This is a genomic window from Streptomyces sp. NPDC050508, from assembly GCF_040655155.1.
In the GTDB taxonomy this organism is placed as follows: Bacteria; Actinomycetota; Actinomycetes; order Streptomycetales; family Streptomycetaceae; genus Streptomyces.
In genome coordinates this window covers 25,104-48,283 of record NZ_JBFAJJ010000014.1, presented here as the reverse complement: position 1 = coordinate 48,283, position 23,180 = coordinate 25,104, and the positions used below count along the sequence as shown (strand labels likewise).

At 67.5% G+C, this 23,180-nt stretch carries 14 protein-coding genes; 8 read left to right on the top strand and 6 right to left on the bottom strand.

All coding sequences use genetic code 11. The features are described from left to right. The first annotated feature begins 417 nt into the window (after positions 1–417). Both rpoB and AB0I69_RS33695 read left to right on the top strand, forming a co-directional pair. The gene (gene rpoB, locus AB0I69_RS33700) at positions 418–3,903 is read left to right on the top strand and encodes a DNA-directed RNA polymerase subunit beta (protein WP_363099524.1); all 3,486 of its coding nucleotides are present in this window, start codon (positions 418–420) and stop codon (positions 3,901–3,903) included. A gap of 94 nt (positions 3,904–3,997) precedes the next feature. Then, positions 3,998–7,897, top strand: a complete 3,900-nt coding sequence (locus AB0I69_RS33695) for a DNA-directed RNA polymerase subunit beta' (RefSeq protein WP_363099523.1) — start codon at positions 3,998–4,000, stop codon at positions 7,895–7,897. A 58-nt stretch (positions 7,898–7,955) separates the two neighbouring features. On the opposite strand, the gene AB0I69_RS33690 is transcribed toward AB0I69_RS33695, so the two are convergent. From AB0I69_RS33690 to AB0I69_RS33665, 6 genes are all read right to left on the bottom strand, one after another. After that, positions 7,956–9,005: a M48 family metalloprotease gene (locus AB0I69_RS33690; RefSeq protein WP_363099522.1), complete on the bottom strand. Its 1,050-nt coding sequence runs from the start codon at positions 9,003–9,005 to the stop codon at positions 7,956–7,958. A gap of 44 nt (positions 9,006–9,049) precedes the next feature. Continuing rightward, the gene (locus AB0I69_RS33685) at positions 9,050–9,559 is read right to left on the bottom strand and encodes a Pycsar system effector family protein (protein WP_363099521.1); all 510 of its coding nucleotides are present in this window, start codon (positions 9,557–9,559) and stop codon (positions 9,050–9,052) included. Beyond that, entirely contained in the window at positions 9,556–10,629 is a 1,074-nt protein-coding gene (locus AB0I69_RS33680) for a hypothetical protein (protein WP_363099520.1), read from the bottom strand. The genes AB0I69_RS33685 and AB0I69_RS33680 overlap by 4 nt, the downstream gene beginning before the upstream one ends. Positions 10,630–10,670: 41 nt before the next feature. Then, entirely contained in the window at positions 10,671–12,824 is a 2,154-nt protein-coding gene (locus AB0I69_RS33675) for a hypothetical protein (RefSeq protein ID WP_363099519.1), read from the bottom strand. Then, positions 12,821–13,564 carry a hypothetical protein gene (locus AB0I69_RS33670; protein WP_363099518.1) on the bottom strand — a complete coding sequence of 248 codons (744 nt, stop codon included), beginning with the start codon at positions 13,562–13,564 and terminating at the stop codon, positions 12,821–12,823. The genes AB0I69_RS33675 and AB0I69_RS33670 overlap by 4 nt, the downstream gene beginning before the upstream one ends. Positions 13,565–13,694: 130 nt before the next feature. Then, complete coding sequence (locus tag AB0I69_RS33665; RefSeq protein ID WP_363099517.1) at positions 13,695–14,411, bottom strand: Crp/Fnr family transcriptional regulator; 717 nt, start codon at positions 14,409–14,411, stop codon at positions 13,695–13,697. Between the two features lie 204 nt (positions 14,412–14,615). On the opposite strand from AB0I69_RS33665, the gene AB0I69_RS33660 reads away from it, so the two are divergent. The 6 genes from AB0I69_RS33660 to AB0I69_RS33635 all read left to right on the top strand — a co-directional run bounded on the left by AB0I69_RS33660 (position 14,616) and on the right by AB0I69_RS33635 (position 23,163). Further along, positions 14,616–15,164 carry a DUF1707 and DUF4190 domain-containing protein gene (locus AB0I69_RS33660; RefSeq protein WP_363099516.1) on the top strand — a complete coding sequence of 183 codons (549 nt, stop codon included), beginning with the start codon at positions 14,616–14,618 and terminating at the stop codon, positions 15,162–15,164. 309 nt (positions 15,165–15,473) lie between these two features. Further along, complete coding sequence (gene rpsL / locus AB0I69_RS33655; RefSeq protein ID WP_003948652.1) at positions 15,474–15,845, top strand: 30S ribosomal protein S12; 372 nt, start codon at positions 15,474–15,476, stop codon at positions 15,843–15,845. 3 nt (positions 15,846–15,848) lie between these two features. Beyond that, positions 15,849–16,319, top strand: coding sequence for a 30S ribosomal protein S7 (gene rpsG, locus AB0I69_RS33650; protein ID WP_005481264.1), 471 nt, complete (start codon positions 15,849–15,851; stop codon positions 16,317–16,319). 39 nt (positions 16,320–16,358) lie between these two features. Further along, on the top strand, positions 16,359–18,488 hold the full coding sequence (fusA, locus tag AB0I69_RS33645) for an elongation factor G (protein WP_363099515.1): 2,130 nt from the start codon (positions 16,359–16,361) through the stop codon (positions 18,486–18,488). Positions 18,489–18,664: 176 nt separating this feature from the next. Beyond that, complete coding sequence (gene tuf / locus AB0I69_RS33640) at positions 18,665–19,858, top strand: elongation factor Tu (RefSeq protein ID WP_317880746.1); 1,194 nt, start codon at positions 18,665–18,667, stop codon at positions 19,856–19,858. A 182-nt stretch (positions 19,859–20,040) separates the two neighbouring features. Then, the gene (locus AB0I69_RS33635; RefSeq protein WP_363099514.1) at positions 20,041–23,163 is read left to right on the top strand and encodes a glycosyl hydrolase 115 family protein; all 3,123 of its coding nucleotides are present in this window, start codon (positions 20,041–20,043) and stop codon (positions 23,161–23,163) included. Positions 23,164–23,180: the final 17 nt, after the last annotated feature.

Sequence of the window (23,180 nt, the reverse complement as noted above, 5' to 3'; positions counted from 1 at the left end):
AGTATGGTGATCTTCTTCGTGCCTCCGGGCATCCCTGGTGGTATGTGGTGTGGGCCATGGAGCCCTTGACGAACCGCACGCAGCGCGCAATTCTCAGGACGCGTCGTCACAACGATCCGAATCCGAGGCATGGATCGGCGGCGAAGTGGGCAGTATCAACGCGTTGAGGACGTGAGCTTGCCGAGGGTGTTGAGCACGACGAGGGTCTCAAAAAAGCGGGGCTGGACATCAGTGCGCCAAGTGGCTACACTGACCCTTTGCGCTGCCTGTTAGCTGCTCCCTGCCCGTCACCAGGGGCATGCCCTCGCTTGAGCATCGACGATCGGACTGTCCCTGACCTGGGACTTCTGTTTCTCTGTGCGCGAGTGGGGGGCCGGTACGCGCGTAGTGAGTCCGAGCCCTCGGAAGGACCCCCTCTTGGCCGCCTCGCGCACTGCCTCGACCGCGAATATGAACAACGGCGCCAGCACCGCCCCGCTGCGCATCTCCTTTGCAAAGATCAAGGAGCCCCTCGAGGTTCCCAACCTGCTCGCGTTGCAGACCGAGAGCTTCGACTGGCTGCTCGGCAACTCCGCCTGGCAGAGTCGGGTCGAGGCGGCTCTGGAGTCGGGTCAGGACGTCCCCACGAAGTCCGGTCTGGAGGAGATCTTCGAGGAGATCTCTCCGATCGAGGACTTCTCCGGGTCGATGTCGCTGACCTTCCGCGACCACCGTTTCGAACCTCCCAAGAACAGCATCGACGAGTGCAAGGAGCGCGACTTCACGTACGCCGCCCCGCTCTTCGTAACCGCTGAGTTCACCAACAACGAGACCGGCGAGATCAAGTCCCAGACGGTCTTCATGGGCGACTTCCCGCTCATGACCAACAAGGGCACCTTCGTCATCAACGGCACCGAGCGTGTCGTCGTGTCGCAGCTGGTCCGTTCGCCGGGCGTCTACTTCGACTCCTCGATCGACAAGACGTCAGACAAGGACATCTTCTCCGCCAAGGTGATCCCGTCCCGGGGTGCCTGGCTGGAGATGGAGATCGACAAGCGCGACATGGTCGGTGTCCGCATCGACCGCAAGCGCAAGCAGTCCGTCACCGTCCTGCTCAAGGCTCTCGGTTGGACGACCGAGCAGATCCTGGAGGAGTTCGGCGAGTACGAGTCCATGCGCGCCACCCTGGAGAAGGACCACACCCAGGGCCAGGACGACGCGCTCCTCGACATCTACCGCAAGCTGCGTCCGGGCGAGCCCCCGACCCGCGAGGCCGCGCAGACGCTTCTTGAGAACCTCTACTTCAACCCGAAGCGCTACGACCTCGCCAAGGTCGGCCGCTACAAGGTCAACAAGAAGCTGGGCGGCGAAGCCCCGCTGGACGCCGGCGTCCTGACCGTCGAGGACATCATCTCGTCGATCAAGTACCTGGTGAAGCTGCACGCCGGCGAGACCGAGACCGTCGGTGACAACGGCACGACGATCGTCGTCGAGACCGACGACATCGACCACTTCGGCAACCGTCGTCTGCGCAACGTCGGCGAGCTCATCCAGAACCAGGTCCGTACGGGCCTGGCGCGTATGGAGCGAGTCGTCCGCGAGCGGATGACGACCCAGGACGTCGAGGCGATCACGCCGCAGACCCTGATCAACATCCGGCCGGTCGTCGCCTCCATCAAGGAGTTCTTCGGCACCAGCCAGCTGTCGCAGTTCATGGACCAGAACAACCCGCTGTCGGGTCTCACCCACAAGCGCCGCCTGTCGGCTCTTGGCCCGGGTGGTCTCTCCCGTGAGCGGGCCGGCTTCGAGGTCCGTGACGTGCACCCCTCGCACTACGGCCGCATGTGCCCGATCGAGACCCCTGAAGGCCCGAACATCGGCCTGATCGGCTCGCTCGCCTCCTACGGCCGGGTCAACGCGTTCGGTTTCGTCGAGACGCCGTACCGCCGGGTCACCGGTGGTGTGGTCACCGACGAGGTCGACTACCTGACGGCCGACGAAGAGGACCGATTCGTCATCGCGCAGGCCAACGCGCCGCTGACGGACGAGTTCCGCTTCGAGGAGTCCCGCGTCCTGGTCCGCCGTCGTGGCGGAGAGGTCGACTACGTCCCCGGTGACGACGTCGACTACATGGACGTCTCCCCGCGCCAGATGGTGTCCGTCGCGACCGCGATGATCCCCTTCCTGGAGCACGACGACGCCAACCGTGCCCTCATGGGCGCGAACATGATGCGTCAGGCTGTTCCGCTGATCAAGTCCGAGGCGCCGCTGGTCGGCACCGGCATGGAGTACCGCTGTGCGGTCGACGCCGGTGACGTCCTGAAGTCGGAGAAGGACGGTGTGGTCCAGGAGGTCTCCGCGGACTACATCACCACCGCCAACGACGACGGCACGTACACCACGTACCGCCTCGCGAAGTTCTCCCGCTCCAACCAGGGCACGTCCGTCAACCAGAAGGTTGTCGTGGACGAGGGTTCCCGGATCGTCGCCAACCAGGTGCTGGCCGACGGTCCGGCGACCGAGAACGGCGAGATGGCGCTCGGCAAGAACCTGCTCGTGGCGTTCATGCCGTGGGAGGGTCACAACTACGAGGACGCGATCATCCTGTCGCAGCGCCTCGTACAGGACGACGTCCTCTCCTCGATCCACATCGAGGAGCACGAGGTCGACGCCCGTGACACCAAGCTCGGCCCCGAGGAGATCACCCGGGACATCCCGAACGTCTCCGAGGAGGTCCTCGCCGACCTCGACGAGCGCGGCATCATCCGTATCGGTGCCGAGGTCGTCGCCGGTGACATCCTCGTCGGCAAGGTCACGCCCAAGGGTGAGACCGAGCTGACCCCCGAGGAGCGCCTGCTCCGCGCGATCTTCGGTGAGAAGGCGCGCGAGGTGCGCGACACCTCGCTGAAGGTGCCGCACGGCGAGATCGGCAAGGTCATCGGCGTCCGCGTCTTCGACCGCGAGGAGGGCGACGAACTGCCGCCCGGCGTCAACCAGTTGGTCCGTGTGTATGTTGCGCAGAAGCGCAAGATCACCGACGGTGACAAGCTGGCCGGCCGTCACGGCAACAAGGGTGTTATTTCCAAGATCCTGCCGATCGAGGACATGCCGTTCCTTGAGGACGGCACCCCGGTCGACATCATCCTGAACCCGCTGGGTGTCCCGTCCCGAATGAACCCGGGACAGGTCCTGGAGATCCACCTCGGCTGGCTCGCCAGCCGCGGCTGGGACGTCTCCGGCCTGGCGGACGACTGGGCGAAGCGCCTCCAGGTCATCGGCGCCGACCAGGTCGCTCCGGGTACCAACGTCGCGACCCCGGTCTTCGACGGTGCCCGCGAGGACGAGATCTCCGGTCTCTTCCAGGCCACGATCCCGAACCGCGACGGCGACCGGCTGGTCCAGCCCTCCGGCAAGGCCAACCTGTTCGACGGCCGCTCCGGCGAGCCGTTCCCGGAGCCGGTCTCGATCGGCTACATGTACATCCTGAAGCTGCACCACCTGGTCGACGACAAGCTGCACGCCCGTTCGACCGGTCCGTACTCGATGATCACCCAGCAGCCGCTGGGTGGTAAGGCGCAGTTCGGTGGTCAGCGATTCGGCGAGATGGAGGTGTGGGCGCTTGAGGCTTATGGCGCCGCTTACGCCCTCCAGGAGCTGCTCACCATCAAGTCCGACGACGTCACCGGCCGCGTGAAGGTCTACGAGGCCATCGTCAAGGGCGAGAACATCCCCGAGCCCGGCATCCCCGAGTCCTTCAAGGTGCTCATCAAGGAGATGCAGTCGCTCTGCCTGAACGTGGAGGTGCTGTCCAGTGACGGTATGTCCATCGAGATGCGTGACACCGACGAGGATGTCTTCCGCGCAGCGGAGGAGCTCGGCATCGACCTGTCCCGGCGTGAGCCGAGCAGCGTCGAAGAGGTCTGACGGGAGTCCGGAGACCTGCGCCACGCAGGTCTCCGGCCCCAGGACCCCCGTATCAGACCCCAAGACTTACAACCCTGAGAGGGATTGACGCATAGTGCTCGACGTCAACTTCTTCGATGAGCTCCGGATCGGTCTGGCCACCGCTGACGACATCCGTCAGTGGAGCCACGGCGAGGTCAAGAAGCCTGAGACCATCAACTACCGCACGCTCAAGCCCGAAAAGGACGGACTCTTCTGCGAGAAGATCTTCGGTCCGACCCGGGACTGGGAGTGCTACTGCGGCAAGTACAAGCGCGTTCGCTTCAAGGGCATCATCTGTGAGCGCTGCGGCGTCGAGGTGACCCGCGCCAAGGTGCGCCGTGAGCGGATGGGCCACATCGAACTGGCCGCGCCCGTCACCCACATCTGGTACTTCAAGGGTGTCCCGTCCCGGCTGGGATACCTGCTCGACCTCGCCCCGAAGGACCTCGAAAAGGTCATCTACTTCGCGGCGTACATGATCACGTTCGTCGACGAAGAGCGCCGTACGCGTGACCTGCCCTCGCTTGAGGCGCACGTCTCCGTGGAGCGTCAGCAGGTCGAGAACCGTCGGGACTCCGACCTCGAAGCCCGCGCCAAGAAGCTTGAGGCCGACCTGGCCGAGCTGGAGGCCGAGGGTGCCAAGGCCGACGTGCGCCGCAAGGTGCGCGAAGGTGCCGAGCGCGAGATGAAGCAGCTGCGCGACCGTGCGCAGCGCGAGATCGACCGCCTGGACGAGGTGTGGACCCGGTTCAAGAACCTCAAGGTCCAGGACCTGGAGGGCGACGAGCTCCTCTACCGCGAGCTGCGTGACCGCTTCGGCACGTACTTCGACGGTTCGATGGGTGCCGCGGCGCTGCAGAAGCGCCTGGAGTCCTTCGACCTCGACGAAGAGGCCGAGCGGCTTCGCGAGATCATCCGTACCGGCAAGGGCCAGAAGAAGACCCGTGCGCTGAAGCGGCTGAAGGTCGTGTCTGCGTTCCTGCAGACCTCCAACAGCCCCAAGGGCATGGTCCTCGACTGCGTCCCGGTCATCCCGCCGGACCTTCGCCCGATGGTGCAGCTGGACGGTGGCCGCTTCGCGACCTCCGACCTGAACGACCTGTACCGCCGTGTGATCAACCGCAACAACCGCCTGAAGCGACTCCTCGACCTCGGTGCCCCCGAGATCATCGTGAACAACGAGAAGCGCATGCTTCAGGAGGCCGTCGACGCGCTCTTCGACAACGGCCGTCGTGGCCGCCCGGTGACGGGCCCCGGCAACCGTCCGCTGAAGTCGCTGTCCGACATGCTCAAGGGCAAGCAGGGTCGCTTCCGTCAGAACCTGCTCGGCAAGCGTGTGGACTACTCCGCGCGTTCCGTGATCGTCGTCGGTCCGCAGCTGAAGCTGCACCAGTGCGGTCTGCCGAAGGCCATGGCGCTGGAGCTCTTCAAGCCGTTCGTGATGAAGCGCCTGGTGGACCTGAACCACGCGCAGAACATCAAGAGCGCCAAGCGGATGGTCGAGCGCGGCCGCACGGTCGTCTACGACGTCCTGGAAGAGGTCATCGCTGAGCACCCGGTTCTGCTGAACCGTGCGCCCACGCTGCACCGCCTCGGCATCCAGGCCTTCGAGCCGCAGCTGGTCGAGGGCAAGGCCATCCAGATCCACCCGCTCGTCTGCACCGCGTTCAACGCGGACTTCGACGGCGACCAGATGGCCGTACACCTGCCGCTCTCCGCGGAGGCGCAGGCCGAGGCCCGCATCCTGATGCTGTCCTCGAACAACATCCTGAAGCCGGCCGACGGTCGTCCCGTCACCATGCCGACCCAGGACATGGTGCTGGGTCTGTTCTTCCTCACCACCGACGGTGAACTCCGCGACGTCAAGGGCGAGGGCCGTGCGTTCGGTTCCACGGCCGAGGCGACGATGGCGTTCGACGGCGGCGAGCTGGCGCTCCAGTCGGCCGTCGACATCCGCTTCCCGGTGGGCACCATCCCGCCGCGTGGCTGGGTGCCGCCGGTCCGCGAGGAGGGCGAGCCCGAGTGGCAGCAGGGTGACACCTTCCGCCTGAAGACGACCCTGGGCCGCGCGCTCTTCAACGAGCTGCTGCCCGAGGACTACCCGTTCGTCGACTACTCGGTGGGCAAGAAGCAGCTCTCCGAGATCGTCAACGACCTGGCCGAGCGCTACCCCAAGGTCATCGTGGCGGCGACGCTCGACAACCTGAAGGCGGCCGGCTTCTTCTGGGCGACCCGTTCCGGTGTCACCGTGGCCATCTCCGACGTCGTCGTTCCCGAGGCGAAGAAGGAGATCGTCAAGGGCTACGAGGCGCAGGACGAGAAGGTCCAGAAGCAGTACGAGCGCGGTCTGATCACCAAGGAAGAGCGCACTCAGGAGCTCATCGCGATCTGGACCAAGGCGACCAACGAGGTTGCCGAGGCGATGAACGCGAACTTCCCGAAGACCAACCCCATCTTCATGATGGTTGACTCGGGTGCCCGAGGAAACATGATGCAGATGCGTCAGATCGCCGGTATGCGTGGTCTGGTGTCGAACGCCAAGAACGAGACGATTCCCCGTCCCATCAAGGCGTCCTTCCGTGAAGGCCTGTCCGTGCTGGAGTACTTCATCTCCACCCACGGTGCCCGTAAGGGTCTGGCCGACACCGCCCTCCGTACCGCCGACTCGGGTTACCTCACCCGTCGTCTGGTCGACGTCTCCCAGGACGTCATCATCCGCGAGGAGGACTGCGGCACCGACCGCGGCCTCAAGCTGCACATCGCGGAGCGCGGCGCGGACGGTGTCCTGCGCAAGGCCGACAACGTCGAGACCAGCGTGTACGCCCGTGCGCTGGCCGAGGACATCACCGTCGACGGCAAGGTGCTGGCCCCGGCCAACACCGACCTCGGCGACGTCCTCATCGACGAGCTGGTCAAGCACGGCATCGAGACGGTCAAGACCCGCTCGGTCCTGACCTGCGAGTCCGCCGTCGGCACCTGCGCCATGTGCTACGGCCGCTCGCTGGCCACCGGCAAGCTGGTCGACATCGGTGAGGCGGTCGGCATCATCGCCGCCCAGTCCATCGGTGAGCCCGGTACCCAGCTGACGATGCGTACCTTCCACACCGGTGGTGTGGCCGGTGACGACATCACCCAGGGTCTGCCCCGTGTCGTCGAGCTCTTCGAGGCTCGTACGCCGAAGGGTGTCGCCCCGATCTCCGAGGCCCAGGGCCGCGTGCGGATCGAGGAGACCGAGAAGACCAAGAAGCTCGTCGTCACCCCGGACGACGGCAGCGACGAGACGGCGTTCCCGATCTCGAAGCGTGCCCGACTCCTGGTCAGCGAGGGCGAGCACGTCGAGGTGGGCCAGAAGCTCACCGTGGGTGCCACCAACCCGCACGACGTGCTGCGCATTCTGGGTCAGCGTGCCGTCCAGGTCCACCTGGTCGGCGAGGTCCAGAAGGTCTACAACTCGCAGGGTGTGTCGATCCACGACAAGCACATCGAGATCATCATCCGGCAGATGCTGCGCCGTGTGACGATCATCGAGTCCGGCGACGCCGAGCTGCTGCCCGGCGAGCTGGTCGAGCGCTCGCGCTTCGAGCAGGAGAACCGTCGTGTGGTCCAGGAGGGCGGTCACCCGGCCTCCGGTCGTCCGCAGCTCATGGGTATCACCAAGGCCTCGCTGGCCACGGAGTCCTGGCTGTCGGCGGCGTCCTTCCAGGAGACGACCAGGGTCCTGACGGACGCGGCGATCAACGCCAAGTCCGACTCCCTGATCGGCCTCAAGGAGAACGTCATCATCGGTAAGCTCATCCCGGCCGGTACGGGCCTGTCCCGCTACCGCAACATCCGGGTCGAGCCGACCGAGGAAGCCAAGGCCGCGATGTACTCGGCCGTCGGCTACGACGACATCGACTACTCGCCGTTCGGCACGGGCTCCGGCCAGGCCGTCCCGCTGGAGGACTACGACTACGGTCCGTACAACCAGTAGTAGTTGGTTCTGAAGGGCGGTCACCCCGGTTCGTACGGGGTGACCGCCCTTCGGCGTGTCAGCGCCTGTGCTCCAGATACTCCTGGAGGTGATGCATGCGGGTGTGGACGTCCGGGTGCGAGTCCAGCAGTCGTAGGATCGCTCCTTCCTCGGCGATCGGGACGCCGGCTGCTGCGGCGGCGGCCCGTGCGGTCTCCTCCCTGTCGTTCTCCTTACGCAGGACGGCCAGGAGCTGGGCCGCGAAGCCGAGCCGCGCTGCGTGCTCGTCGGCGCGCAGTTCCGATCGGCGGGAGACCGCGGCCACCAGGTACGGCGTGGCAAGTGGCAGGAGGATCAAGCCGTAGGTGGCGGTCGCCAGCGCGATCACGACCGCCACTGTCACGACGACCGTCAGGGTCGTGGCACCTGCCGAGAGGTGTTCGACGCGGGAGGCCAGCCTGAGCAGCAGGCGCCAGGCCTGCCGCGCGGGCAGCGCGTACCAGAAGGCGAGCAGAGAGGTCCAGGCATGGCCTCGGGTGTGATGGGCGAGCTCGTGGGCGAGTACGCCGCCGAGCTGGGCCGGGGTGAGGGCACTCATCGAGTGGCTGGTGACACCGACGATGTGGCCGGCCGCTGCCAGGGCGTTGATCTCGTCGCTGTTCTCTATCCACAGCTGATACGCGGTCGCGTCGACGCCGGCACGGCCTGCCACCTCCCGCCAGACGGGCTCAAGCTTTTTGGCCTCCTCCGGGGAGGGGTAGCGCAGCCGGAGCAGCAGACGGGCCAGGAGGCGCTCGCTTGGCCGATGGAAGACCAGGATGCCGCTGAGCACCCAGCAGCCGAACGGCAGCCACCAGGGCAGGCCGCTCAGGACATCGACGAGGTACGACAGCACGAAGACCACGCCCAGGCTGCCCACCAGATGGGGGAGGTGCAGTGCGAGATGGCCGAGGGCGGTGGCATCCACGCCCCGTTGCCGGGCGGCGATGTGGACGCGGCCGCGCCGGAGCGGTAAATCCTCGTCCGGAGCGGGTGGGGAGGAGCCGGAGTCCGCCGGCCGCCACGGTTCCTCGGGTTCCTTGGATTTCCGCTGTTTCTCCGGTTCCTCGGCTTCGTACGGCAGAGACATGGCGTTCCTTCCGGGTGGGGACGGCGTGCGACGGGTGGAGCGGTTCAGGCCACGAGCAGTGCCCCGGGGAGCAGTAGTGCCGCGCCGCCGAAGGCGATCAGGCCGGTGCGGATCCAGAAGTGCTTGCGGACGGTGATGCGGCTGTTCTCGGCTAGGGCGGTGCACAACGCCTGGGCGGGGGCGCGTTCCGTGTCCGCGAGGGCCATGACGAGTCGGTCGGTGCGTACGGCGCGCCGTATGTCGCCGAAGTACGTGAGCGGCAGGCCTGGAACCCAGCGGCTCCGGCGGTAGCGGGGCAGCACCGCGAGCAGCAGGGCGAGCAGCGAGGTGACCAGCAGCGCCGCTCCGGCCCACCACAGGAGGGCGGCCGGAGCCGGAAGCAGGGCGGGGCTCCAGCGGCGGTCGATCAGCACCGCGCTCAGCACGCCCGTCGTGATGCCGAGCATGGCCACCAGGATCGAAGCCTTGGCGTCGGCGCGGGCGATCTCGCTGCGGAGGTCGGCGAGCAGTTGCGGGCCGGCCACCGGCCAACGGTCGTCCGGCCCCGTGGTCATGTGCCGGACTCCGGGCTGTCCTCGCGCGGCAACTCGCCGTAGGACGGCGGAGGTTCGGCTGCCGGGGGAGTCTCCTTCGCGTGCAGGATGGCAGCCATGCGTTCGGCGATGAGCTGATGGGGCCTTTCGAGTTGGTAGTCCTCCAGCCCTTTGCCCTCCAGTACCTGGTCGATCAAGTGCAGCTGGTTCTTGACCAGTTCCGCCTCCTCGGAGCGGAGGTGTTCCAGGACCGCCTGGGTGTCCTCGGGGTGTGCGGTCAGGTGCAGGGCGAGGGCGACCGTTCCTCCCTTGGCCAGTTGGGCGTCGTAGAACTCGATCCTTTCGGCCAGTCGTGCCGTCTCGTAGCGGTCGCGGAGCGTGGCGGCCTGGTGTTCGGGCTCAGCGGCCTCCCGCTCGTGTCGGGCGGTCCGCAGGCGGGCCTGATGCGACCGTTCGGAGGCGTCGCGCCGCAGTCGTACGAAACAGGTGACCTTCAGGCCCGCGGCCGCGGCGACGGGCGAGGCGGCCTCCACCGCGCGGCGCGCGGCCTCCTCGGCGGCGGCGCTCTCCTCGATGGGGTGGCTTCGGCTCGCCGCCCGGAGGACGGGCAGGAGGCGGCGGGTGACCAGGCCGGGTACGTCACGCTCCTGGCTCGCGACGAACAGGTCGGGCTGCACGACGCGCCAGGTGATGTCGGCGGTGGCCTCGAACTCGAAGGCGTCCTCCCGGCTGGGCAGGGGCACGTCCAGCCGGAAGGCGTGGGTGTCCGTGTCCACCTCGTACAGGGCGGCGCAGCCCCGTAGAGAGGTGGGCCGTTCAGGAGGTAGGAACGCTCGGTACGACCCCTTCCGGGTGGCGAGGACCAGCGCGTGATGGATGGTTCCGGTGTAGCGGTGGCTGCGGAGGCGGAAGCGGGACAACTGCCAGACGAAGAGGACGGGATCCGCGTCGTCGTGGCCCGGCACCGGGGGCTCGGGCCGCTGGCGGAACCAGTCGAGCCGTTCGTCCTGCGCGGTGTTCTCGAGTGGCTTCGCGTCCTCGGGACGCTGGGTGTGCTCGGGGTTCTCGGGTTGTGGGCCGGAGTGTTCCATGGTCGACCTCCTCGGTGTCCTTCGGCTCTCCGGGGTGGGAATCAGCGGGCGGGGATCTGTGCGAGCAGCCGCTTCGCCACCGGCGAGGGGGGCTTTGTGGCGTCGCGGACCGCGCGCAGCAGATGGCTGATGCGCTGATGGTTGGTGGGCTGGGCGCCGAGGGCGGGCAGCAGGGAGGCGAGGGCCGCCTCGGACCTCGGGTCGCCGCCGGCCGTGAGTACCCAGCCGCGCAGGATGCGCAGGGCCTCGGACGTGCGCGCGCGATCGGTCAGTGCCGCTTCCCAGAACAGGACCAGATGCCGGGCGGCGGTGTTGTCGACGGCCGCGGTGGCCTCCGCGTACCAGTCGAGGACGATCGGGCGGCCGGTGCGCTCGTCGGACTGCTTGCAGGCCTGAAGGAAGGCGAGTAGTGCGTGCGTTCGTAGCGCGCGGTCCCCGGCGAGGCGCTCGGCGAGAGTGCTCAGCACGCGATCGCGTACCGCGAGGAGCAGGAGTTCGAGTGCGTCGGCGAACTGCTGGGCCTCCTCCTTCGCATACTCCTCGGCCTCGTCCTCGTCGGCCTCCGGATCGTCATGGGGATGCGGCCGGTGTATGGCATCGAGCAGGGCCTCCAGAGCGCGTTCGTAGTGCACCGGGCCCAGCAGGCCGTACGCGCGAATGGCGGTCCAGCGGCGGCCTTCGAGGTCGCCGTAGTCCTCGGTGCACCAGTCGTGCAGGATCTTGAGGACGGTGGGTACCGACAGCAGCTGGGCCATGGTCAGCGCGTTGGCCGCCGTCAGCCAGGAGCCGAAGTGGTCGTCGTCCGCCCACGGTTCGATGAGGAGCGCCATGGCCGAGGAGAGGTCGGCCTGCGCGAGCAGGGCGGTGGCCGAGGCCGCCCGGGTCCGTACCAGCGGACGGCCGTCGTCGGCGAGGTCCTGGATCCACTCGACAAGGGCGGGGCGGGCCGACGGATGGCGGTTCCACACCTGTTCCAGCAGGACCCGGGCTGTGTCCGCCTCCCGGAATTCGGCGAAGTACCTGCCGATGAGAGGACCCCACTCGGTGACCTCCGTGCCGACGTACCCACGGGCCCGGGCCAGACTGAGCCGGTCCTCGCGTGAGCTGCCGAAGACCGGGATGGCGGCCGGCTCGCGGGGGTTGGCCGTGCGCTGGAGCTCCACGTAGAGCCTGTCCGCGCATTCGGCGGTGACCGCGTACGGGGCCTTGTCGAAGACGGCGAGCGAGATGAGGAAGGCCTTCTCGCGCAGATGCCGCCCGTGGTCGGTGAGCCAGCCGGAGACCTGGGCCGCCACGGCCGCCTTCCCATAGGCGGCGAGCGTCTCCTCATCGGTCTCCCCGCGGTGAAGGGCGACGAGCTGGTCCGCGAACTTGGCGATCTCGCCCGGCTGTTGGTGCCGGGCGAGGAACTCCTTCACCGGGGTCAGCCCACACAGTCCGGCCCACACCTCCGCACCGGTACGCGGGGTCACATGGGAGCGCAGCATGTCCTCGGCCCCCGGCGGCTCCCAGCGGACGTACGGTACGTCCTCCAGGGCCGCCGACGGCTCGACCGTTATCACCAGGTGTCCCTTGGTGCGCTCCAGGCGTTCGCGCAGCCCCAGCAGATGGGGCTCGCGCAGGGGATGGCTTCGGCTGGTGGGTAGATTGAGCAGGACGTAGCCGGCTGCTCCGTCCAGTTGCTCGGGCAGGGCCGAGAGGGAGTCGGGCGGATCCAGGATGCGCATGGGCGTGGCCTTCAGACAGCGCAGCAGCATCAGCGCGGCCGAGCGTCGACCGGTGTCCCGACCGCCGGACAGGACGACGATCCGTTCACCGCGCTTCAGCCGGGTCAGCGCCTCGTCGAAGCTCGGACAGCCGTGGAAGACCTGTGCCAGCTCCTCGACGTCGTCCGGGAGCACCTCTCCTGAGAGGTGCTCGGAACGTATGTACGGGAGGCTGAAGTTGTAGTTCACGTCCCCCTTGACCAGGCCACCAGTGGGGCCGTACTGATCGCGGCCGATGTCCGTGGCGGTCCGGGCCAGCGGGGTGACGAACTCCGGGCCGTGCGCGATCAGGGCCCGGCGGGCCGCCCAGGCTTCCTGCCGCTGCTGTTCTTGAGCATCGGCCGTCTCGTCCTGCTTCTTCTGCTCGCCGTCCGCGGGTGTCCCGCCGGCAGGTGCCGAGGTGCCCGCCGACGCCTCGTCCTGGCTCATGTGCGCTCGCCGCCTTCGGGCCGGCCGAACGTGAAGTTGAGGTCGCCTTGGGTCGTGCCGCCGCTGGGGCCGTAGTGGTCGCGTCCGACGTGGACCTCGTTGTGCTGGGCGGGCGGGAGTCCGCCGGGCGCGTCCGGGAGCGTGGAGGCGCCTGTGGAGGAGCCCGGTGCGCGGGGAGCGCCGTGCACCCACGCCACAGTCGGACCTTCCTTCGTCTCCACCGTGATCCGGTGGAAGTCCTCCGGGCGCACGCCCAGCGGGCCGTTGCGTACGACCCCGTCGTAGACGCCGTCGGACGTGCACAGGACGCAGTCCTCGCCGCGGTCCGTCAGCGCGTCGCGCAGCGGATCCGAGTTCAGCAGCCGCACCGCGTGGTTGAGATCCCGGCCGACCCAGCCGCCGAGCTCGTCGACGGCGACGTAGCCGGCGGAGAGCACGATGCGCAGCCGCATCCGTGTGCTGTCGGCGATCAGACGGTTCTTGCTGTGCAGGAGTGCGGGGGTCTCCGTCAGGAGGGTCTTCGTGAGTGTCGGCACGGAGACCCGGGTGTCGATGAGTTCCATCACGGAGTCGCCGCGGTCCGCGCGCAGCCGGGACGTCTCGTCGACGTCGGCCGCGAGGAGTGTGGCGTCGACCACGTCGTAGAGGACTCGGCGCAGGTATGCCTGCTCCACGTTGTCGCGTTTGCCGAACTGTTCGATGTCGAAGAGAAGGATCGTTCGGTACACGGGGTCGGTCATGGTCGCCTCTCGCGAGTCGGACGGTTGCCCAGCACGATGGCGGGTCCGGGACGCGCGGCAGAGGACCGATGACACGGAGGAACTGTGACCGTGTGCACAGACAGCCACCCGACGTTGTGCGGTCGTACGGTCAGGTGGGGTGCCCACCGACGATACGGCGCAGCACGTCGGGACGGAGGACGACGATGCGACGGCGCTCGGTGGTGACGACCTTGCGGGTGCGTAACTCCCTGAGCAGCCGGGCCACGGCCTCACGGGACGAGCCGACCGAGCCGGCGAACTCCTGCTGGCTGAGCCCGATGGTGAGCTCTATGCCCTCGTCGGTGCGGTGGCCGTGGGTACGGACGAGTTCGAGCAGCAGGACGGCCAGCCGTTCACGCACGGTGAGAGCCGCCCATTCGAGTCTGCGGCGATCGGTCGACCGCTGCCGGTCGGTGGCGAGGCCGAGCAGATGCAGCGCCACCCGGGGGTGGTCGGCGAGGAAGGCGGTGAAACGACTCTGCTCGATGATCACGGCCTCGATCGGCTCCAGAGCGGTGACGGTCGCCGAGCGCTGGCGTCTGCTGAGGGCCGCGCCCTCGCCGACGATGTCACCCGGCCCGCGCAGGGCGAGGAGGGCCTCGTAGCCGTTGGCGGCGATCGCTGTGACCTTGGTCCAGCCGTGCAGGATCAGCAGGACGTGGGCGGACGGTTCGTCCTGGCGCAGGATGACGTTCCTCGCCCGATAGCGCAGCGGCCGGCCGATGGCCAGCAGGCCGATCCGGTCCTCTTTCTCCAGTCGGGCGAGGAACGGCACCCGATCGTCGAAACCGTCGTCGTCCCACGCGTGCGTCTGGCCCCCGACCATCCCGCTGCCCCCGTGTTCACCTGCGCCGATGTCATTGGCTTCGCAACCAGTCAACGTACTTGAAGGAGGCGGGCGAGAAACGGGCGACAACTGGCCGTCGTGGCCGAATGGCCGTCCTTCGGTGTTGTGGGGGAACCGGTGCCGTTTTCGGTGCGTTGGAGCATGATGGAGGCATTCGGTCTCCGGCGCCGGGGGAGGTGTTCCGTGTCGTACCCGACACCGTGGCAGGGGCAGGGATCGCAGCAGCCGTGGCAGGGACAGAGCAGTCCGTCGATGCTGGCCGCCACCGCCGACCGCGAGCGGGCCGTCGACGTGCTCCGGGCGGGCTTCGCCGAGGGGCGGCTGCGGGAGGGTGAGTTGGAGAAGCGGGCCGCGCGGGTCTACGACGCCCGTACGGTGGGTGAGTTGATGGCGCTGGTCGCCGATCTGCCCCAGGGTCCGCAGTCGACGGTCGTCCAGGGGCCGCCGGCGGGCTACCGGCCGGTGCCGCCGACGTTCCTGCCGGCGCCGCTGCCGCCGACCAACGGCAAGGCGGTCGGTTCGCTGGTCTGCGGTCTGCTGATCGTGCCGACGCTGGGCCTCACCGGAATCCCCGCGGTGATCCTCGGCCACACCGCCCGCGCGGAGATACGGCAGACCGACGAGGGCGGTGACGGGTTCGCGCTGACCGGACTGGTCTTCGGGTGGCTGGCGATCACGGGCTGGACTCTGCTTCTGCTGTTGCTGATCACGGCCGCCGCGTCGTCCACCTGAGGACTCCGAGCCGTAGATTCGAAGATCGCGGAGGGTGTGCGGCTTCGGCATGTTCCGTGCCGAGCGGTGGGTGCCACCCATTTGTTTTGACCGCAGCGAATGAGGTAGGTACGCTCATACCTTGTGCCTGGGGTGTGCCCTGGCTCTCGTGCGTGCCTTGAACCGCACTAGGGGAGCCGACACTGGCCACCGCAATCTGCGCCCCTTTTGCTCACCGGCGAAAGTCTGCGGGATTCGACACACCCGACCGCGTGGGTCGGCGACGTTCCAGGTTAGCTTCACCATCGGCACACAGAAACCGGAGAAGTAGTGCCTACGATCCAGCAGCTGGTCCGGAAGGGCCGGCAGGACAAGGTCGAGAAGAACAAGACGCCCGCACTTGAGGGTTCGCCCCAGCGTCGCGGCGTCTGCACGCGTGTGTTCACGACCACCCCGAAGAAGCCGAACTCGGCCCTGCGTAAGGTCGCGCGTGTGCGTCTGACCAGCGGGATCGAGGTCACCGCTTACATTCCGGGTGAGGGACACAACCTGCAGGAGCACTCCATCGTGCTCGTGCGTGGCGGTCGTGTGAAGGACCTGCCCGGTGTTCGCTACAAGATCATCCGCGGTTCGCTTGACACCCAGGGTGTCAAGAACCGCAAGCAGGCCCGCAGCCGCTACGGCGCCAAGAAGGAGAAGTAGAAAATGCCTCGTAAGGGCCCCGCCCCGAAGCGCCCGGTCATCATCGACCCGGTCTACGGTTCTCCTCTTGTCACCTCCCTGATCAACAAGGTGCTGCTGAACGGCAAGCGCTCCACCGCCGAGCGCATCGTGTACGGCGCCATGGAGGGCCTGCGCGAGAAGACCAGCAACGACCCGGTCATCACGCTGAAGCGCGCGCTGGAGAACATCAAGCCCACGCTTGAGGTCAAGTCCCGCCGCGTCGGCGGTGCGACGTACCAGGTTCCGATCGAGGTCAAGCCCGGTCGCGCCAACACGCTCGCGCTGCGCTGGCTGGTCGGTTACTCCCGCGCCCGTCGCGAGAAGACCATGACCGAGCGTCTGCTCAACGAGCTTCTGGACGCTTCGAACGGCCTCGGTGCGGCCGTCAAGAAGCGCGAGGACACCCACAAGATGGCCGAGTCCAACAAGGCCTTCGCGCACTACCGCTGGTAGTCGCTACCCACGACGAGACCGAGAGAAGACCGAAGCCTTATGGCTACCACTTCACTTGACCTGGCCAGGGTCCGCAACATCGGGATCATGGCTCACATCGACGCGGGCAAGACGACCACCACTGAGCGGATCCTCTTCTACACCGGCGTCAGCTACAAGATCGGTGAAGTCCACGACGGCGCCGCCACCATGGACTGGATGGAGCAGGAGCAGGAGCGTGGCATCACGATCACCTCTGCTGCCACCACCTGTCACTGGCCGCTTGAGGACGACGACTACACCATCAACATCATCGACACCCCCGGGCACGTCGACTTCACCGTCGAGGTGGAGCGTTCGCTCCGCGTCCTCGACGGCGCCGTCACGGTGTTCGACGGTGTCGCCGGTGTCGAGCCGCAGTCCGAGACGGTGTGGCGTCAGGCCGACCGTTACGGCGTGCCCCGCATCTGCTTCGTCAACAAGCTCGACCGGACCGGCGCGGAGTTCCACCGCTGCGTCGACATGATCAAGGACCGCCTCGGTGCGGTACCGCTGATCATGCAGCTTCCGATCGGTGCCGAGATGGACTTCAAGGGCGTTGTGGACCTGGTCCGCATGAAGGCGCTCGTGTGGTCCGCCGAGGCCGCCAAGGGCGAGATGTACGACGTCGTCGACATCCCGGCCACGCACGCCGAGGCCGCCGAGGAGTACCGCGGCAAGCTCGTCGAGGCCGTCGCGGAGAACGACGACGAGATCATGGAGCTGTTCCTGGAGGGCCAGGAGCCCACCGAGGAGCAGCTGTACGCCGCGATCCGTCGCGTCACCATCGCGTCCGGCAAGTCCAACGGCATCACGGTCACCCCGGTGTTCTGTGGCACCGCGTTCAAGAACAAGGGCGTCCAGCCCCTGCTCGACGCGGTCGTGCGCTACCTGCCGACCCCCCTGGACGTCGAGGCCATCGAAGGCCACGACGTCAAGGACCCCGAGGTCGTCGTCAAGCGCAAGCCGTCCGTGGACGAGCCGCTGTCCGCGCTCGCGTTCAAGATCATGAGCGACCCGCACCTGGGCAAGCTCACCTTCGTCCGGGTCTACTCGGGCCGCCTGGAGACTGGCACCGCGGTGCTGAACTCCGTCAAGGGCAAGAAGGAGCGCATCGGCAAGATCTACCGCATGCACGCGAACAAGCGTGAGGAGATCGAGGCGGTGGGCGCCGGCGACATCGTCGCCGTCATGGGCCTGAAGCAGACCACCACCGGTGAGACGCTGTGCGACGACAAGAACCCGGTCATCCTGGAGTCCATGGACTTCCCGGCGCCGGTCATCCAGGTCGCCATCGAGCCCAAGTCCAAGGGTGACCAGGAGAAGCTGGGTATTGCCATCCAGCGTCTCGCGGAGGAGGACCCCTCCTTCCACGTTCACTCGGACGAGGAGACGGGCCAGACCATCCTCGGCGGTATGGGCGAGCTGCACCTTGAGGTGCTGGTCGACCGTATGAAGCGCGAGTTCAAGGTCGAGGCCAACGTCGGCAAGCCGCAGGTCGCGTACCGTGAGACGATCCGTAAGGCCGTCGAGCGCGTGGACTACACCCACAAGAAGCAGACCGGTGGTACCGGTCAGTTCGCCAAGGTGCAGATCGCGATCGAGCCGATCACCGAGTCGGACGGCCCGGCGTACGAGTTCGTGAACAAGGTCACCGGTGGCCGTATCCCGCGGGAGTACATCCCGTCGGTGGACGCCGGTGCGCAGGAGGCCATGCAGTTCGGCATCCTGGCCGGCTACGAGATGACGGGCGTCCGCGTCACGCTTCTCGACGGTGCCTACCACGAGGTCGACTCCTCCGAGCTCGCCTTCAAGATCGCCGGATCGCAGGCCTTCAAGGAGGCCGCGCGCAAGGCGTCCCCCGTGCTCCTTGAGCCGATGATGGCCGTCGAGGTCACCACGCCCGAGGACTACATGGGTGAGGTCATCGGCGACATCAACTCCCGCCGTGGCCAGATCCAGGCCATGGAGGAGCGTGCCGGTGCCCGCGTCGTGAAGGGCCTCGTGCCCCTCTCGGAGATGTTCGGCTACGTCGGCGACCTCCGCAGCAAGACCTCGGGTCGCGCAAGCTACTCGATGCAGTTCGACTCCTACGCCGAGGTTCCCCGGAACGTCGCCGAGGAGATCATCGCGAAGGCCAAGGGCGAGTAACACACACCGTTTGCACGCTTTAGGCTTGACACCGACCGCCGGGGTCCGAAGACCGGCAGCGGGACGAGAGATCGTCCCCGGAAACCGGGATCAGAACCCCGGCGGGCGGCATCCCAGCAAAGATCACCTGGCGCCGATGAGTAAGGCGTACCAGAACCACTCCACAGGAGGACCCAGTGGCGAAGGCGAAGTTCGAGCGGACTAAGCCGCACGTCAACATCGGCACCATCGGTCACATCGACCACGGTAAGACGACCCTCACGGCCGCCATTACCAAGGTGCTGCACGACGCGTACCCGGACCTGAACGAGGCCTCGGCCTTCGACCAGATCGACAAGGCTCCTGAGGAGCGCCAGCGCGGTATCACGATCTCGATCGCGCACGTCGAGTACCAGACCGAGACGCGTCACTACGCCCACGTCGACTGCCCCGGTCACGCGGACTACATCAAGAACATGATCACGGGTGCCGCGCAGATGGACGGCGCGATCCTCGTGGTCGCCGCCACCGACGGCCCGATGCCGCAGACCAAGGAGCACGTGCTCCTGGCCCGCCAGGTCGGCGTTCCGTACATCGTCGTCGCCCTGAACAAGGCCGACATGGTGGACGACGAGGAGATCCTGGAGCTCGTCGAGCTCGAGGTCCGTGAGCTCCTCTCCGAGTACGAGTTCCCGGGCGACGACCTGCCGGTCGTCAAGGTCTCGGCGCTCAAGGCTCTTGAGGGCGACAAGGAGTGGGGCCAGACGGTCCTCGACCTGATGGCCGCCGTCGACGAGTCGATCCCGACCCCCGAGCGTGACGTCGACAAGCCGTTCCTCATGCCCGTCGAGGACGTCTTCACGATCACCGGTCGCGGTACGGTCGTCACCGGCCGTATCGAGCGTGGTGTCCTGAAGGTCAACGAGACCGTTGACATCATCGGCATCAAGCAGGAGAAGACCACCACCACGGTCACCGGCATCGAGATGTTCCGCAAGCTGCTCGACGAGGGCCAGGCGGGCGAGAACGTCGGCCTGCTCCTCCGTGGCATCAAGCGCGAGGACGTCGAGCGCGGCCAGGTCATCATCAAGCCCGGCTCGGTCACCCCGCACACGGAGTTCGAGGCCCAGGCGTACATCCTGTCCAAGGACGAGGGTGGCCGTCACACGCCGTTCTTCAACAACTACCGTCCCCAGTTCTACTTCCGCACCACGGACGTGACCGGCGTCGTGACCCTCCCCGAGGGCACCGAGATGGTCATGCCGGGCGACAACACTGAGATGACGGTCACGCTCATCCAGCCCGTCGCCATGGAAGAGGGCCTGAAGTTCGCCATCCGTGAGGGTGGCCGCACGGTGGGCGCCGGCCAGGTCATCAAGATCAACAAGTAGTTCTGATCTGATCTGGTAGCAGTTTCCAGAGGGGCCCGTACGACTTCGGTCGTACGGGCCCCTTTGCTGTTCCCTGGCTGCTGTTACGAAACTATTCGGCGCGTACGACCCGTTGTCCCCTCCTTCACCTCGTCCCACCATTTGTCATGCCGCTGAGCAAATTCGCTTCGGAGGGATGAGTCATGGGCGAGCGCGTGAGCCGAAGAGCCGTTCTGGGTACGGGACTTGCTGCGGTCCCGGTGCTGTCGTCGGGGGTCCCGCGGTCTGCGGACGCGGGTGCTGGTGGGTACATCTCCTTCTCGCGTACGCCGAGGGCCTTCCCTCTCGTCGGTGCCCCGGTCGTGGTGGACCCTGACGATCACCCCGGAGTCGTACGGGTGGCAGGGGACCTGAGGGGCGACATCGAACGCGTCACCGGCGTACGCCCCGGGAGCGCGCTCGCGCGTGCACGTGCGCGTGAGGTGGTGCTCGTCGGCACGATCGGGCGCAGCGCGCTGATCGACGGCTTGGTGGCCGCCGGGAGACTGGACGTGTCCGGGGTGCGGGGCCGGTGGGAGACCTCGCTGCAGACGGTGGTCGAGCGCCCGATGCCGGGCGTGGACCGGGCGTTCGTCGTCGCGGGGAGCGACCCGCGCGGCGCGATCTTCGGTGCGTACGACGTGTCGTACGGCATCGGGGTCTCGCCCTGGCACTGGTGGGACGACGTACCGCCGACGCATTGTGACGAGGTGTGGGTGCTGCCGGGGCGGTACTCGCAGGGGACGCCGGTGGTGAAGTACCGCGGCTTCTTCATCAACGACGAGAATCCGGCGCTGGGGACATGGGCGCCGGCGTTCTTCGGGCCGGGCAAGGCGGCCGGGTATCCGGGCGGCTTCAACGCGGACTTCTACGGCAAGGTCTTCGAGGTGCTGCTGCGGCTGAAGGGGAACTACCTCTGGCCGGCGGTGTGGGGGCGGGCCTTCGCGGAGGACGACCCGGAGAACCACCGGCGGGCCGCGGAGTACGGAATTGTCATGGGCACGTCGCATGAGGCGCCGATGATGCGGGGCATCGAGGAGTGGAACCGGCATGCCGTGGCCGCCGTCCGGGACTCTTCGGGCGTGATGGTGACGCCGGGGCATGATCCGTACGGCGGGACGGGGGAGTGGTCGTACCGGCTCAACTCCCCGGCGATACGCGCCTATTGGCGGGCAGGCGTGCAGCGCATGGTCGACCAGGGCTTCGAGGGCGTCGTCACGCTCGGCATGCGCGGCAACGGCGACACGAGCCTCCCGGACGGCGACGGTATCGAGCTGATGCAGGAGATCATCGCGGCCCAGCGGCAGATCATCGAGGAGGTGACGGGCCGGCCGGCGGCGGAGACCCCGCAGGTGTGGACGCTGTACAAGGAGGTGCAGCGGTACTGGGACCGGGGGTTGAGGGCGCCGGACGACGTGACGGTCGTACTGACGGATGACAACTGGGGGAACGTCCGTAAGCATCCGGATGTAGGGGACGGCGAGCGGGCCGGCGGCTACGGGCTGTACTACCACTTCGACTACGTGGGCGCCGGGCGTAACTACAAGTGGGTGGACACGGCGAACCTGCGGAACGTGTGGGAGCAGCTGCACGCGGCGTACGCGTACGGGAACCGCGGGCTGTGGGTCGCGAACGTGGGCGACCTGAAGGGGAACGAGCTGCCGACCGAGTTCTTCCTCAACTACGCCTGGAACCCGGAGGATTGGGATCTGGCACGGATCGGTGAGTGGGAACTGCGGTACGCGCGGCAGAACTTCGGGGCGGCGGAGGCCCGGTCCATTTCTGAAGTCCTGGCGGAGTACGGGCAGTTGCAGGCCCGCCGCAAACCGGAGTTGCTGAACCGGCGGATCACTCTCGTCGACGGACAGGTGGTCTACGACGATCAGCAGACGCCGTTCGCTTTCGGGCACCGGGAGTTGGAGCGGGTCACGGAGGAGTGGCGGGAGCTGGGGCGGCGGGCCGAGCGGATCGGACGGCGGTTGCCGGCCGGGGTGCGGGACGCGTGGTTCGAACTCGTCGGCTACGAGGTGCAGGCCACCGCCAATCTGTACGGGTTGCGGTCGGCCGAGTTCACGAACCTGCTCTACGCGGCACAGGGCCGGGCCGCGACGAACGACCTCGCGGATGCCGCGGAGGCGGGCCTGGCTGCGGACTTCGCATTGGCCGACCACTTCAACTCGGCGGTGGCGGGCGGGAAATGGCGTGGCTTCCAGACGCAACCGCACATCGACTACGGGGATGTGGAGCGGTACGGGCCCAACGCCGGGTGGCAGCAGCCGGAGAGGGACAACGTGGCGTTGCCGGATGTGTTGTTTCCGGCGGTGCGGCGGATCGGGGTGCCGGGGGCGGCGGGGCTCGGGGTCGCGGTGGACGGTGCTGAGGAGTCGGAGTCGGGGGCGTGGTGGCCGGGAGGTGCGTCGGGGAGTGCGGTGGGGGTAGCGGGGGCGGCGGCCGTACTTCCCGCGTTCAGTCCGTATCAGACGCGGCCGCAGCAGTTCGTCGAGGTGTTCAACCGGGGTCGTACCGCCTTCGATTACCGCATCGAGGTGTCGGTGCCGTGGCTGGTGGTGGACCGGCCGCGGGGGCGGGTCGAGCGGCAGGTGCGGGTGGAGGTGGGGGTGGACTGGGCGAAGGTGCCGGTCGGGCGGGTCGAGGGGGAGTTGACGGTGACCGGGGCGGGGGGATCGGTGACGGTCGGGTGTGTTGCCGAGAAGCCGTCGGGGCGGGGGCTGCGGGGGTTCGTGGAGGCGGGCGGTTACGTGGCGATCGACGGGGAGCACTACGACCGGGCGGTCGGCGGGTGGCGTCGTATCGACGGCATCGGGCGTACGGGGCGGAACGGGGCGGGGATGACGCCGTGGCCGGTGACGCTGCCCAGGCAGACGCCGGGTGGGGTGGATTCGCCGCGGCTGGAGTACGAGGTGAGTCTGGTGTCGGCGCCTTCCGGGGCATCCGGGGGTGAGGTGACGGTGTGGGCGTACCTGTCCCCTCGTAACCCTGCGTTGCCGACGGGCGGTCTGCGCTACGGCGTCTCGCTCGACGACGGGCCGATCGAGACCGTCGACATCAACGCCGGTGCGGATGACGGGCTGTTGAACGCGGTGTGGGCCCGGAACACCTCCGACAACGTCAACGCGACGGCGACGAAACACTCCGTGACGAAGGCAGGGGTTCACCGGTTGAAGTTCTGGATGGTGGACCCGACGGTGGTGCTGCAGCGGCTCGTGATCGACACGGGGGGTCTGCCGGTGCTGTACCTGGGGCCGTTGGAGAGTCGGCGGGTGTAGCGAAGGGGTCTCAGTGG

What these genes read in the sequence shown, in the direction of transcription:
- AB0I69_RS33690 (WP_363099522.1), bottom strand. Translation starts at nt 9,005, where the DNA reads ATGTCTCTGCCGTACGAAGCCGAGGAACCGGAGAAACAGCGGAAATCC.
- AB0I69_RS33685 (WP_363099521.1), bottom strand. Translation starts at nt 9,559, where the DNA reads ATGACCACGGGGCCGGACGACCGTTGGCCGGTGGCCGGCCCGCAACTG.
- AB0I69_RS33680 (WP_363099520.1), bottom strand. Translation starts at nt 10,629, where the DNA reads ATGGAACACTCCGGCCCACAACCCGAGAACCCCGAGCACACCCAGCGT.
- AB0I69_RS33675 (WP_363099519.1), bottom strand. Translation starts at nt 12,824, where the DNA reads ATGAGCCAGGACGAGGCGTCGGCGGGCACCTCGGCACCTGCCGGCGGG.
- AB0I69_RS33670 (WP_363099518.1), bottom strand. Translation starts at nt 13,564, where the DNA reads ATGACCGACCCCGTGTACCGAACGATCCTTCTCTTCGACATCGAACAG.
- AB0I69_RS33665 (WP_363099517.1), bottom strand. Translation starts at nt 14,411, where the DNA reads ATGGTCGGGGGCCAGACGCACGCGTGGGACGACGACGGTTTCGACGAT.
- rpsG (WP_005481264.1), top strand. Translation starts at nt 15,849, where the DNA reads ATGCCTCGTAAGGGCCCCGCCCCGAAGCGCCCGGTCATCATCGACCCG.
- fusA (WP_363099515.1), top strand. Translation starts at nt 16,359, where the DNA reads ATGGCTACCACTTCACTTGACCTGGCCAGGGTCCGCAACATCGGGATC.
- AB0I69_RS33635 (WP_363099514.1), top strand. Translation starts at nt 20,041, where the DNA reads ATGGGCGAGCGCGTGAGCCGAAGAGCCGTTCTGGGTACGGGACTTGCT.